We start from the raw sequence: 12,741 nt of genomic DNA on the forward strand, positions 1-12,741 counted from the left end.
GTCATGTCAGATCTGCAATCACAAGACTACGTCCGCCGCTCCGCGTCGACCTTGACGCCGCCCTCGGCGCGTAGCCACGTAGAACAGGTGGCCAAGCTCATCGACGTCAGCCGATGCATTGGCTGCAAGGCTTGCCAGACGGCGTGCATGGAGTGGAACGACCTGCGTCCGGAGGTTGGCACCTTCGAAGGGTCTTATCAGAACCCTGCGGACTTGTCGCCGAGCGTATGGACTCTGATGAAGTTTGCCGAGTACGAGAACGAGCAAGGCAATCTCGAGTGGCTGATTCGCAAAGACGGCTGTATGCATTGCGAAGACCCGGGTTGCCTGAAGGCTTGTCCGGCGCCGGGCGCCATCGTGCAGTACGCCAACGGCATCGTCGATTTCATCAGCGACAAGTGCATCGGCTGCGGCTACTGCGTGAAGGGTTGCCCGTTCGATATTCCGCGTATCAGCAAGCAGGACCACAAAGCCTACAAATGCACGCTATGTTCCGATCGCGTTTCGGTCGGCCTGGAGCCGGCATGCGTCAAGGCTTGCCCAACGGGGGCCATCATGTTCGGTTCCAAGACCGACATGACGCACCAGGCCGAAGAGCGCATCGTCGACCTGAAGTCGCGTGGGTTTGAACAAGCCGGCCTGTACGATCCGCAGGAAATCGGCGGCACCCATGTGATGTATGTGCTGCATCACGCGGACAGGCCGTCGTTGTACTCGGGTCTGCCGGATCGACCGCACATCAGCCCGGTAGTGACGGCGTGGAAAGGCATCATCAAGCCGCTGGCCATGGTGGGTGTGGCCATCGCGGCGCTCGCGGGTCTGTTCCACTGGGTTGCCGAAGGCCCGAACGAGGTGACCGAAAAGGACGAGGCCGAAGGCGAGCGTGTCCTGCGCGAATCGGAATCGGAAACGGAGAAGTCGCCATGAGCGCGTCGAAAACCGTCATCACCCGATACACCACGCTCAACCGGGTCAATCACTGGATCAATGCCATTCTCTTTGTACTGATGGTGCTGTCCGGCCTGTCGATGTTTCACCCGATGCTGTTCTTTCTGTCGGGCCTGTTCGGCGGCGGAGAATGGACGCGAGCGGCGCATCCGTGGATGGGTAGCTTGCTGTTGATCAGCTACCTCGGCCTCGTCGTGCAATTCTGGCGTGAGAATCTTTGGACGAAGGATGATGTTACCTGGCTGAAAGCAGCAAGGTTCGTGGTGACCAATGAAGAGGACAGTGCACCGCCAGTCGGCACCAACAACGCCGGTCAGAAGATCGTGTTCTGGTCGATGACGCTGCTGATTCCCGTGCTGTTCTTCACCGGCCTGGTGATCTGGGAAGTGTATTTCGGCCGGGCCACCTCGATTCATGTGCAACGCGCCGCCGTGCTGATCCACAGCATGGCGGCCATCGCGGCGATCATCGTTTGGATTGTCCACGTGTATGCGGCGATCTGGGTACGCGGCTCCATGCGCGCCATGACTCAGGGTTACGTGACGCCCGGCTGGGCGTGGCGTCACCATCGCAAGTGGCTGGAGGAGCTGCCGTCCGGCCAGCATGGCAAGAACATGATCAGGAAACGCCCGTGAGGCAAGCCGAAACCCCGCCCGACAGCAAGTGGACCGGACCAGCGCACGCTGGCGTCAAGTCTCCCGACCCGATTGTGCTGGCCAACCCGGCCAAACGCTTCGCCGCTACCGCGCAACGCTTGGAACAACTGGCCACCCGGCACCCGCTGGAGCCCTGGCTGCGTTTCATGGCGACGCTGGCGCGGGCGCAGCACGCCGTTGCAACGACGCTCGCTCCCGCTACGGCACTCAGTTCGGCCGTGGTTGCCCAGGCCACGGAGGCGCGTTTGCCACCACTGGCGGCGGACGGCCATCGCCGCGATGCATCCTGGAGCCGGGGCCTTGCCGTGCTGCTCGACAGCATCGATCACGAGGCGTTGCCGCCTGCGGCGCAGGACGCCGTGGCGCAGCTGCGCCGCAGTGACGCTACCGCGCTGGACAAGCTGGCCGACCAGTTTCTGCGCGGCGGGCTCACGTCCACTGATGCGGGCGCTGCCGTCTTCGTTGCGGCGGCCTTGCAGGTCTACTTCACCGGCTCAGCGGCCCAGCTCAAGGTCGACGACTTGCGGCTGCTCGAAGAACGCAGTCTTTGCCCTTGCTGTGGATCGCCTTCCGTAGCCGGGGTGATTACCGCCAGCGGTATCACGCCAGGTACTCGTTACCTGTATTGCTCGCTGTGCTCAACGGCGTGGAATCACGTACGCGCCGTGTGCATAACCTGTGGCGCTACCAGGCAACTGCTTCTGCAAGGTATCGAAGATGACCCGGGCCTTGTCAAGGCCGAAACCTGTGGCGACTGCCACACCTACGCCAAGCTGCTCTATCAGGAACGCGATATGCAGGCTGACCCCTATGCGGACGACCTCGCCTCGCTGGGGCTGGATCTGCTGATCGCTGAAGAGGGCTTTGCCAGACACGCGCCGAATCCGCTGCTACTGATGGGTGATAGCGAGGCGGTCTTGGAGTAGACCGCACGTTTCTTCGATGCCCCTGTTCGCCTTGACCCTGCCAGTCGGTCGCTCCAGCATAGGGGCTACCAATTCTCCATCGCCGTGCGCCCGCGTTGACGTCTGGGCGACCGGTGGTGTCAGTGGATGAGCGCCATGGCCGAGCCCGAGGTCAATGTCCTGCGCCACCTGCCTGCGGTTGCCGCTGCGCTGGCAACCCCTGAGGCGGCGCTGCTGGTGGAGCGCTATGGGCGCATCGCCGCCACGGATGCGATTCGTCAGGTCATCGATGATGCGCGCGATCTCTTGCGCACGACACCCACGGCCGCACCCAGCGCCAAGGCGCTGGCCCAACAGGCCCAATCGCTTCTGGAAGCTCAGGTACCGAGCCTGCGCCCGCTGTTCAATCTCACCGGCGTGGTGCTGCACACCAACCTTGGTCGTGCCGTGCTCGCCGACGTCGCCATCAATGCGGCGGTGGAAGCGATGCGCCATGCAGTAGCGCTGGAATACGACCTGGCCAGCGGCACACGTGGCGATCGCGATGATCACCTGCGCGCGTTGCTTTGCGAGTTGACTGGTGCAGAAGACGCCACCGTGGTCAACAACAACGCCGCGGCGGTGCTGCTCTGCCTCAACACCTTTGCGCTCGGGCGTGAGGCGGTGGTGTCACGTGGTGAGCTGATCGAGATCGGTGGTGCGTTCCGCATGCCCGACATCATGGCGCGAGCCGGCGCCCGCATGGTCGAGGTGGGCACGACCAATCGCACCCATCCATCGGACTATCGCAATGCATTCAACGAGCACACCGGTTTGGTGCTCAAGGTACATACCTCGAATTACCGGATCCAGGGCTTTACGGCAGAAGTCGGCGCACGTGAGCTGGCTGACATCACCCGTGCCGCCAGCGTGCCGCTGTTGAACGACCTGGGTTCTGGCAGCCTTGTCGACTTGTCGCGTTACGGGCTCGTCAAAGAACCCACCGTGCGACAGGCGGTGGCTGAAGGCGCGCAGTTGGTCACCTTTTCCGGCGACAAGCTGCTGGGCGGTCCGCAGGCGGGGTTCATTGTCGGTGAGCGCGCGCTGATCGAGCAGATCAATCGCAATCCACTGAAGCGGGCGCTACGCGTGGACAAGCTTCGTCTTGCTGCCCTGGAAGCCACGCTGAGCTTATATCGCGATCCAGACCGTCTTGCCGAACGCCTGCCCACGCTGCGCTTTCTGGCTCGCCGCAAGTCGGATATCGACGCACAGGCTCACCGACTGCAAGCGGGCGTGGCCGAGCGGCTCGGTGACGCGTTCGTGGTCGAAGTCGGTGACTGCCACAGCCAGATCGGTTCCGGCGCCTTGCCGACGGATACGCTTGTCAGTAGTGGACTACTGATCCGCCCTTGCGGTAGCCAGCGCACACTCGAGACGTTGGCGGAAGCATTGCGCGTATTACCTCACCCGATCATCGGGCGCATTGCCGAGGGTGCGCTGTGTTTCGATCTACGTTGCCTGGCTGAGACGGATGAAACGCTCTTTCTGGCAGCGCTCGCGCAACTGGATACCAGTGACCTGACTGCGCGCACTTTATGATCGTCGGCACGGCAGGCCACATCGACCATGGCAAGACATCGCTGGTCAAAGCGCTGACTGGCATTGATGCCGATCGCCTGAAAGAAGAGAAAGCTCGCGGCATCACCATCGATCTGGGCTTCGCCTACCTGCCGCTTGAAGACGGCACCATTCTCGGCTTTGTCGACGTGCCCGGGCACGAGCGCTTTGTGCACACCATGGTGGCTGGAGCCAGCGGTGTCGATGTCGCCTTGCTGGTCGTGGCGGCGGATGATGGCGTCATGCCGCAGACGCTGGAGCATCTTGCGATTCTGGATCTGCTGCGCGTCAGGGGCGGATTGATCGCACTGACCAAGTCCGATCTGGCGACACCCGAACGACTGAACGAAGTGAGGGTGCAAATTCGCGAGGCAATCGCGGGCACGACGCTTGAAGGTGCGGAAATACTGCCGGTTTCCTCCGCCACAGGGCAGGGCATTGACGCGCTGCGTGATCGACTCGTTGACGAAGCACATGCGTTGGGAGAGCGCGTCGCCGATGGGCGCTTTCGCCTCGCCGTTGACCGCGTGTTCATCCTGTCCGGTATCGGCGTGGTGGTGACTGGCACGGTGCTTTCGGGCGAAGTACGCGTGAAAGATCAACTGCAACTGAGTCCTTCGGGGCTCACGGCCCGCGTGCGTTCGCTGCATGCGCAGAACCGGCCGGTGGAGCGTGGGCGGGCAGGGGATCGTTGCGCGCTCAACCTTGCCGGCGAGGGCATCGCCAAGAATACGATTCATCGCGGCGACCTGCTGGTGGATCCTGTGCTGCATGCGCCGACCAACCGTATCGACGCGCGGCTGCATCTCCTGCCCAGCGAACCCAAAGTGATGGGGCAGTGGTTTCCGGCCCGCCTGCATCATGGCGCCGTTGAGGTCGGCACGCGCGTCGTGGTGCTCGAAGGCCATCAACTGTTGCCGGGCCGTACGGCCGACATCCAGCTGGTGCTGGATCGACCGATTGCCGCGTCGGTGCTCGACCGTTTCGTGCTACGCGATGTCTCTGCCAGGCGCACCATCGGTGGCGGTCAGTTCATTGACCTGCGCGCGCCTGCGCGCCAGCGCCGTTCTTCCGAGCGCGAGTTGCAACGTCGCGCACAAGCCATCGACGATCCACAGGCGGCTTTTGCGGCCTTATTGGATGCACCTCCATTCGCTTGGGACCTTGCTGCGTTCGCGCGGGATCGTGCGTTGTCGGCGGCGAAGCGCGAGCACATCGCGACGGCACTTTCAGCGGTAATTTTTGATGTCGGCGAGGCGTGCATCGCCGTCAGTCCAGGGCATTGGCAGGCTTTCATCGTTGACCTGCTTGAGCGTCTCCAGGCTTTCCATAAAACCCAGCCCGACTTGCAGGGCATGGGGCGGGAACGGCTGCGGCAGGCCTTGCCACTCAAGTTGCCCGCTGCGGCGTTTGCGCTGGCTCTGCAACATGCCGACCTTGCGGATCGCGTGGTGCGCGATGGCGCCTTCGTGCGTTTAGCTGGCCATTCCCTGCAGCTGAGCGCGGAACGCGAGGCGCTATGGCGGGCCGTTGCGCCACTATTGGGTGATGACGTGCGATTCCGTCCACCGCGCGTGCGGGACATCGCTGGGACCCTGGCACGCGCGGAACCGGACATCCGACAGTTGATGAAATTCGCCGCACGCCTGGGTCTGGTGGATGAGGTGGCGCATGATCACTTCTTCCTGCGCACGACGACGCACGAGATGGTGCTGATTGCCGCCGACGTGGCCGCCCACGCAAGCGATGGTCGGTTTACGGCGGCGCAATTTCGCGACCGCCTCGACAATGGTCGAAAAGTGGCGATCCAGATACTGGAGTTTTTCGACCGACAGGGCGTGACGCTCAATCGTGGTACGTTGCGTAGCATTCGGGCGCAGTATCTCGACTTGTTTGGGCCCGCTACTGCAGTATCCAATTTACATGGAAGAGCATCGTCTCCGGTGGGGCGTCCGGACTTCAAATCCGGGTGAGGCAGATAAGACTGTCTCGGGTGGGTTCGACTCCCATTCTCTTCCGCCACTCTCGCTCGTCTTCTCCGCGAGTGCGGCACAGGCAAGGAACGGCGCATGGCGCCTCACCGCTTCACTTTCGACGTCATCCCGGCGAAGACCGGGATCCAGTGACTTTGCGCCTGGTTGTGGCAACACGGCTGGGTTGCCGCCTACGCGGCGGGCGTTTCGATCGTCTGCCGACGCTCGAGTCACTTTTCTTTTGCTGGCCCAAAAGAAAAGTAACCCAAAGAAAATGGCCTTAAGAGCGGGGCTGCCGTAGCGTCGTGATAAATACGAGCCTTGTCGTCTGCGAAGTCCGGATCGTCACGATCGCCCGACACGCGGTGCGGCTACACCGCAACGCGCCATCGCGAAGAGGACTTAAAGCGGTCGAACGCTATGTTGTGTGTTGGAGAGTCCGTGGTGAACTGCACTTCGCCCTCTCCCCTCCGGGGAGAGGGCTGGGGTGAGGGGCCAATCTTGCCTCACCGTTCCATATACAACTTCATTCCGGTGAAGCGAGGAATGACGAGCAAACTAATTCCACCGTTTGCTCAACCTGGATCTGGTGACGTACTGATCAGATGACCTCGATGCCCGGGGTGCCTGTCGTGGCTGTGCCGATGATGCTCGCTCGCGGATATCCCGCCTCTTCGATCATCGTCCGGATCTCCTCAGCGCGCTCAGGCTTGCACGCTACAAGCAGGCCACCCGATGTCTGCGGATCGGTCAGTAAGTCGCGACGCCATTCCGGCATGTCCGTGGAGAGGGTGACGCCTTCGCCATAGCTGAGCCAGTTTCGCTTGGAGGCACCCGTGACATAGCCGGCCTCGGCCAACGCCTCGGCTTGGGTGAAATAGGGAATGCGTGCCTGTTCGATTCGAAGTCGCATGCCGCTGCCACGGGCCATTTCCATGCCATGCCCCAGCAGGCCAAAACCGGTGACATCGGTGATCGCGTGGACGTCGTCATCCTTGGCCAGCTCATGGCCGACGCGGTTGAGCAGGGTGGTCGACGCAAGCATCTCGGCATAGGCGTCAGCTGATAGCGACTGCTTCTTGAACGCCGCCGAGTAGATGCCCACACCGATACCCTTGGTCAAAATCAAGGCATCGCCCGCTTGTGCACCCGTGTTGCGGCGCACGTTGGCGGGCGCGCACAACCCGATGGCTGCGAGGCCGTAAATGGGCTCGGCCGAATCGATAGAATGGCCGCCCGCAATAGGGATACCGGCCTGTGCGCAGATGGCTTCGCCGCCGGCGAGGATGGCGCGCACTGTTTCAATGTCCAGCTTGCCCAGAGGCATGCCCAGGATGGCCAGCGCCATGATCGGCCTGCCGCCCATGGCGTACACGTCGGACAGCGCATTGGCTGCAGCGATACGGCCGAAATCGTGAGGGTCGTCCACCACCGGCATGAAGAAATCGGTAGTGGCGATAACGCAGGTGTGTTCATCCACTTGCCACACGGCGGCATCGTCGCTGGATTCGGTGCCCACCAGCAGCTGCGCAAACGGCATCGCTGCCGGCTTGTCGGTAAGCAATTGCTGAAGCACTGAAGGCGCAAGCTTGCAGCCACAGCCGCCACCATGGGCTAGGTCGGTCAAACGAACGGAGGTCATAGCGATCCTGCGAAAGTCCCGATGGTGCTGAGGCCAGTCTACTGCGAGCCTCCCATGGTGGCCACGCCCGCGGGTGGCGCAAGAAGTCTAAACGGCCGTTGAAATGCTCTAGACAAAGCGGGCAGGGCCGGTTGCAAGCCTTTCTTCTCGTGACCATAGGAAGTCGGCGCGGGCACGTCCCATCGACACGCCGACGGAAAGCGACGAGCCGCGTTTCGTCATTCGAGCTATTCGCGTTCCGTCGATGGCGGCTTTAGTCGATCAACGCAAAAGGTAGCTGACATGGGTTGCAAGGAGTTTTGAGGCTTAGCGCTGGGTCGGACGAAAGATGAACTGGTTGATACCAGCGGATTAGGCCGTATTTGGAGCGCATACCGGGAGAACCGGTCTACCGGTTGTCATGCTGGCGTGCCAACGCCCACAGCCTTCATGTAAGGCTCTGCCCAGAGCGCGATCTGAATATGCATCGATTTGCACCAGGCTTTGTGCATGCGAGAGACGTCTGAACTATCGCGGCCCTTGGCAGCGAGATAGGGCCGTAGGGTTTCGTTGAGCACGGCAACGAAGGCGACGATGTCGCTATAGGGCACGTGGGATGTGGATGGCGCACCATCCGTCTGGTTCTTTTTCAGATGGGTATGTCTGAGTGCGATTTCATGCTGGTAGTCGAGCCAGTCCTGGTCGTAGGGTCGAAGACAGGTATCGCGAATCCATTGCTCGAACCGACGGCTGCTTCGCGCAAGATAATCCGGCAGCGGTGAGCCATCCACGTTTCGCGAGTGCATGGCAAGGTGGGGTATGCCCGCAATGATGTTGGCCCGCCAGTGTTTCACGATGGCCTCGACCTGCTCGTCGAGCACCGCACCGGCCATACGCAGAAAGTATTCGTCTTCGGCCGTAAATCCAGCGGATGCCTTGAGTTGTTCAAGATCGGCAAGTGTCACCGGCGAGGGTGCAACATCAGGTGTTCCGTAGGTATAACCCGGGATGTCGATGGCAGAACGGTTCATGGAGTATCTCGGTGAGGAAAGGTGTGGCTGCCCGATGCGTTGGCGCCGGGCAAGCCGGGAGCGTCGAGGCTGATCAGGCGGCGGTGCCGTACTGACTGACGGCGTCCATGACACGGGCCGAGTACACCAAGGCAGCACCTGCATTCAGGGCGATGGCCACGCCGAGCGCTTCTGCGATTTCCTCTCTGGACGCACCATGCTTGAGGGCTTCGCTGGTGTGGACGGTAATGCACCCGTCACAGCGGCTGGTGACTGCGACTGCCAAGGCGATCAGTTCGCGCGTCTTTGCGTCCAAATGGTTGGTCTTGCTGCCCGCTTTGGACAGCGTCTGATAGCCGGCCAGCGTGTCGGGGCTCAGCTTGCCGATGTCGCCAATTCGGCCCATCAGCTCCGTCCGGTATTCAGGCCAATTCATCATGAGCATTCTCCTTGGATTGTGAGGCGGGGCTTCCCTGGCCGGACCCGCACGTTTCTGAGATGTGTTGCGGAATCGTCAGAACGGGATGGGTGGGTACGTCAGGGCAGCGGGGGATGGGTGCGTAAGCTACGCCAAATATTTCTGCAAGTTGATCCAAAGATCTGCATAAGGTTCATGCACAATTGCATGGCTGTCGCTAGCACCAGTCCCTCAGTTTGATCGGAAAGCTATCTATGGAATGGAGTGATCTGCGGGTGTTTCTGGCCATTGCCCGCGAGGGAACGCTGGGTGGTGCCGCGCGCAAACTGGGGCAGACCCAGCCCACCATGGGACGGCGATTGCAGGCGCTTGAGCAAGCGTTGGGGCATCGGCTCTTGCATCGCACCAAGGATGGCTTCGTCCTGACCGACGAAGGTACGGCCGTGCTTGGCCATGCCGAACGCATGGAGGAAGAGGCCCTCGCTTTCCAGCGCCACCTCGCAGGGAAGGAGCAGCAGCTCGATGGCATGTTGCGCATCACCTCGTCGGACTGGTTTGCTGAGTTTGTGCTGACGCCGGTCATCGCTCAGTTCCATGAGCAACATCCGCGGGTCATGGTCGAGTTGCTGACTGACTCGCGAGTTTTCAGCCTGTCACGACGGGAAGCCGACCTGGCGTTTCGTATCCAGCCATTCGACGAACCGGACATCGTTTCGCGCAAGCTTCTTCAGATGCCTTATGGCGTCTATGTGGCCTCGACCTATCTGCATCCAGTACCTGGCGATGGCGAGGGTGCATCGCTGTTGATGATGAACCTTGCCTTTGGCGGCATGCCCGAGGTGGCCTGGTTGCAACGCATGCTGCCGAACGCGCGTGTCGCTTTCCGCAGCAACGCGCGAGCGGTGCAGGCACGCATGTGTGCCAAGGGTGCAGGCATTGCTGTGTTGCCTCGACCTTTGGGTGACGCCATCGGTGAGCTCAAGCGCATTGATCTGGGCGAGGAGCCGCCGGTGCGTGAAGTGTGGGTGGGCTATCACCGCGACATGCGTGGGCTTGCAAGGCTCAGGGCACTGCTCGATTGTGTGGTGGACCGGTTGGCCAGCTGACGGCTGGACGGATCTGCAACGAATGCGGGTCGGCCCTGGCGCGAGCCTGTCCAGCCGTCATGGCTGCCTTGTATAACTGGTTGCCTTGACCATCGAAGGGGAATACCTGTGCGCAGGAACCATCTAGTCGCAGCCCTGGTTGCTGTCTTGTTGAGCCATGGTGTCAGCGCCAAAGACGTGGTGCGTTACCCGCTTTCAGACAGTAACTTTCCTATTTCTGCGGCGGTAGAAGTACCTGCTGGTAAAGCATTGGTATTCGTCAGTGGTAACGTTCCGCCAGTGGTCGACGCCAACGCAGCCAAAGATTCCGTAGGCGCCTACGGGGATACCAAGACTCAGACCATCGGTGTGCTCACCGGGATACAGAAACAACTCCAGGCAAGGGGCCTGAGCCTGGGCGACGTAGTGAAGATGCAAGTGTTTCTGGTTGGCGATGACCAACACGGCGGGCGTATGGACTTCGACGGCTTCATGGCCGGCTATACGCAGTTCTTTGGCACCAGGACACAGCCACATCTGCCGGCTCGCTCGGCGTTCCAGGTCGCGGGGCTCGCCAACCCTGGCTACCGCGTGGAGATCGAGGTGATCGCGGCCAGGCCGTAGGGCAGGCCGCGAAGCCGCACGCGCTGAGGCCTGGATAGCCTCGCTGTCGCGCCGGGTATTTTCACGCGGGCTGGACCCCACATCGGGCTCCATGCACGTGTGCACGAGATTTGGGAACTTCGAAAGTCTCGCTCTCGCTCGTCATCCCCGCTTTCGCGGGAGCGACGGGTTATGCGAGGTTTCCATGCGTTATAACGGCTGCTGGCTTGCCCTCCGCCGTTGTGAGTGAATTCGAGCGTATCAACCGGGTAACGCTGCCGTCGTCCATCGTCGTAGGCCCTAAGCGCCATGATCATGCGGACTCTCAAGCGGTTGGTCATTTTGCTTTTGGTGGTACTGGCCACCATGGTTGGCATGCGCGCATGGGATGCGTGGCGCGGTCCGCCGCTGCACCCCTGGCACACCTTTGAGCCACACGAGCTGACTGCCGCCCAGATCGATGCCACCGACTGGAAAGGCTACCTCGCTGCTGAGAATGCGATCTTCGATGAGGTGAGGCGCAACGTCACCGAGAAGCTTCCCACCAGCGATCAAATTGCGACCAATCGCTATTACGCAAACGCGCCGATCTACCCCGGTCGCTTTGCCACGGATTGGAACCGCTCGTATCAGATGGTCCCCAACGGAACGCCTGTCGGTGCCGTGGTACTCCTGCACGGGCTGACCGACTCGCCGTACAGTCTTCGCCATATCGCCCGCGTTTACCGTGACGCGGGTTTCTACGTCGTCGCCATTCGCTTGCCCGGACATGGCACCGTGCCGGCAGGCCTTAGCCATGTGCAGTGGCAAGACTGGGTCGCTGCAACGCGGCTAGCTGTGCGCGAAGCGCGTGCCCATGTCGACCCTCATGCACCGCTGCACATGGTGGGCTTTTCCAATGGCGGTGCGCTGGCGTTGAACTATGCGCTCGATGCAATCGAGGACCATCGCCTTGCTCGTCCGGACCGGCTGATTCTCATCTCACCCATGGTCGGCATCACGCGCTTTGCCCGCTTCGCCGGCATAGCGGGCTTGCCCGCCATGTTGCCGGCATTTGCGCGCGCCTCCTGGCTGGATGTGGTCCCCGAGTTCAATCCGTTCAAGTACAACTCATTTCCCGTCAATGGCGCGCGTCAGGCCTATCGGCTTACTGACGTGCTGCAGAGCCAGCTGCAGCGCCTTGCGCAGAACCATCAGCTGGGTGATCTCGCGCCGGTATTGACCTTCCAGTCCGTAGTCGACTTCACGGTGAGCACGCGTGCGGTCATACGGTCGCTGTATGAACTGCTGCCGGACAACGGCAGCGAGATCGTCCTGTTCGACGTCAATCGCGATCACTTGTTTGATGTGCTGATGCGTCGTTCTTCATCCACGGCGCTGACGCGTGTGCTTCCCAATGGGCCGCAGAGTTTCCGCATCACCGTGCTGAAGAGCGTGCCGCCGGATGACGCCATCGTGGAGATGACCATCGCGCCGCATACCACGGAACAGCAGACACGCCCCCTGTCCCTGTATTACCCAGAGGGCGTGTTCTCCATGTCGCACGTATCCTTGCCTTTTCCCTTGGATGATTCGCTCTACGGCACGACACCCAACCCTAATGAGTTCTACGGCACCCATCTTGGTACCCATGCGCCGCGCGGTGAACGTGGGGCATTGGTGCTGAATATTGATGCCATGATGCGCATGGCATCGAATCCGTTCTTCAGCTACGTACTCGACCGGGTGCGCGAACAGATCGCCAACCCGGCCCCGCCACCGACCCGCGGCGATACCCGCAGCCTGAAGCCGCCCTCCAAAGCCGAAAGAGAGGCCATGGAAAAGGAATTCGAGGAAGACGGTGACATCGACGCAGGCGGGGCGCAGTTGCCCTGGTAGGGTGCGGGGCCTCAGCCCGAGTCCTACCCGGCATCTCTGATGCCC

Annotated in this window: 11 protein-coding genes and 1 tRNA gene; 9 read left to right on the top strand and 3 right to left on the bottom strand. The window is 61.5% G+C overall.

The genetic code is table 11. The features are described 5' to 3' along the window. Positions 1-3 precede the first annotated feature (3 nt). From fdxH to AC0GUR_RS02445, 6 genes are all read left to right on the top strand, one after another. Positions 4-927 (top strand): formate dehydrogenase subunit beta, encoded by a 924-nt coding sequence (gene fdxH, locus AC0GUR_RS02420; protein WP_472875872.1) that lies wholly within the window; start codon positions 4-6, stop codon positions 925-927. Further along, a complete protein-coding gene (locus AC0GUR_RS02425; RefSeq protein WP_472875873.1) occupies positions 924-1,583 on the top strand; it encodes a formate dehydrogenase subunit gamma in 660 nt (219 codons plus the stop codon). The genes fdxH and AC0GUR_RS02425 overlap by 4 nt, the downstream gene beginning before the upstream one ends. After that, positions 1,580-2,530: a formate dehydrogenase accessory protein FdhE gene (gene fdhE / locus AC0GUR_RS02430; RefSeq protein ID WP_472875874.1), complete on the top strand. Its 951-nt coding sequence runs from the start codon at positions 1,580-1,582 to the stop codon at positions 2,528-2,530. Before AC0GUR_RS02425 ends, fdhE begins: the two co-directional genes overlap by 4 nt. Positions 2,531-2,656: 126 nt before the next feature. After that, positions 2,657-4,090 (top strand): L-seryl-tRNA(Sec) selenium transferase, encoded by a 1,434-nt coding sequence (gene selA / locus AC0GUR_RS02435; protein ID WP_472875875.1) that lies wholly within the window; start codon positions 2,657-2,659, stop codon positions 4,088-4,090. Next, positions 4,087-6,081: a selenocysteine-specific translation elongation factor gene (gene selB, locus AC0GUR_RS02440; protein WP_472875876.1), complete on the top strand. Its 1,995-nt coding sequence runs from the start codon at positions 4,087-4,089 to the stop codon at positions 6,079-6,081. Before selA ends, selB begins: the two co-directional genes overlap by 4 nt. Then, positions 6,034-6,130: transfer RNA gene (locus tag AC0GUR_RS02445), tRNA-Sec, on the top strand. The genes selB and AC0GUR_RS02445 overlap by 48 nt, the downstream gene beginning before the upstream one ends. 552 nt (positions 6,131-6,682) lie before the next feature. Here the strand turns inward: AC0GUR_RS02445 and selD are convergent. From selD to AC0GUR_RS02460, 3 genes are all read right to left on the bottom strand, one after another. Next, positions 6,683-7,723 carry a selenide, water dikinase SelD gene (selD, locus tag AC0GUR_RS02450; protein ID WP_472875877.1) on the bottom strand — a complete coding sequence of 347 codons (1,041 nt, stop codon included), beginning with the start codon at positions 7,721-7,723 and terminating at the stop codon, positions 6,683-6,685. A gap of 398 nt (positions 7,724-8,121) precedes the next feature. Further along, positions 8,122-8,733, bottom strand: a complete 612-nt coding sequence (locus AC0GUR_RS02455) for a protoglobin domain-containing protein (protein WP_472875878.1) — start codon at positions 8,731-8,733, stop codon at positions 8,122-8,124. Between the two features lie 73 nt (positions 8,734-8,806). Continuing rightward, complete coding sequence (locus AC0GUR_RS02460) at positions 8,807-9,151, bottom strand: carboxymuconolactone decarboxylase family protein (protein ID WP_472875879.1); 345 nt, start codon at positions 9,149-9,151, stop codon at positions 8,807-8,809. Positions 9,152-9,384: 233 nt separating this feature from the next. On the opposite strand from AC0GUR_RS02460, the gene AC0GUR_RS02465 reads away from it, so the two are divergent. The 3 genes from AC0GUR_RS02465 to AC0GUR_RS02475 all read left to right on the top strand — a co-directional run bounded on the left by AC0GUR_RS02465 (position 9,385) and on the right by AC0GUR_RS02475 (position 12,696). After that, complete coding sequence (locus AC0GUR_RS02465; protein WP_472875880.1) at positions 9,385-10,236, top strand: LysR family transcriptional regulator; 852 nt, start codon at positions 9,385-9,387, stop codon at positions 10,234-10,236. 108 nt (positions 10,237-10,344) lie between these two features. Then, complete coding sequence (locus AC0GUR_RS02470; RefSeq protein ID WP_472875881.1) at positions 10,345-10,839, top strand: RidA family protein; 495 nt, start codon at positions 10,345-10,347, stop codon at positions 10,837-10,839. Between the two features lie 288 nt (positions 10,840-11,127). Further along, positions 11,128-12,696 (top strand): alpha/beta hydrolase, encoded by a 1,569-nt coding sequence (locus tag AC0GUR_RS02475; protein WP_472875882.1) that lies wholly within the window; start codon positions 11,128-11,130, stop codon positions 12,694-12,696. Positions 12,697-12,741 lie beyond the last annotated feature (45 nt).

Source organism: Dyella sp. PARNA 12/25 (assembly GCF_055702865.1).

Bases quoted from the DNA above. Each gene is read 5' to 3' on its own strand.
- fdxH (WP_472875872.1), top strand. From the start codon at position 4: ATGTCAGATCTGCAATCACAAGACTACGTCCGCCGCTCCGCGTCGACC.
- AC0GUR_RS02425 (WP_472875873.1), top strand. From the start codon at position 924: ATGAGCGCGTCGAAAACCGTCATCACCCGATACACCACGCTCAACCGG.
- selA (WP_472875875.1), top strand. From the start codon at position 2,657: ATGAGCGCCATGGCCGAGCCCGAGGTCAATGTCCTGCGCCACCTGCCT.
- selB (WP_472875876.1), top strand. From the start codon at position 4,087: ATGATCGTCGGCACGGCAGGCCACATCGACCATGGCAAGACATCGCTG.
- selD (WP_472875877.1), bottom strand. From the start codon at position 7,723: ATGACCTCCGTTCGTTTGACCGACCTAGCCCATGGTGGCGGCTGTGGC.
- AC0GUR_RS02455 (WP_472875878.1), bottom strand. From the start codon at position 8,733: ATGAACCGTTCTGCCATCGACATCCCGGGTTATACCTACGGAACACCT.
- AC0GUR_RS02460 (WP_472875879.1), bottom strand. From the start codon at position 9,151: ATGATGAATTGGCCTGAATACCGGACGGAGCTGATGGGCCGAATTGGC.
- AC0GUR_RS02465 (WP_472875880.1), top strand. From the start codon at position 9,385: ATGGAATGGAGTGATCTGCGGGTGTTTCTGGCCATTGCCCGCGAGGGA.
- AC0GUR_RS02475 (WP_472875882.1), top strand. From the start codon at position 11,128: ATGATCATGCGGACTCTCAAGCGGTTGGTCATTTTGCTTTTGGTGGTA.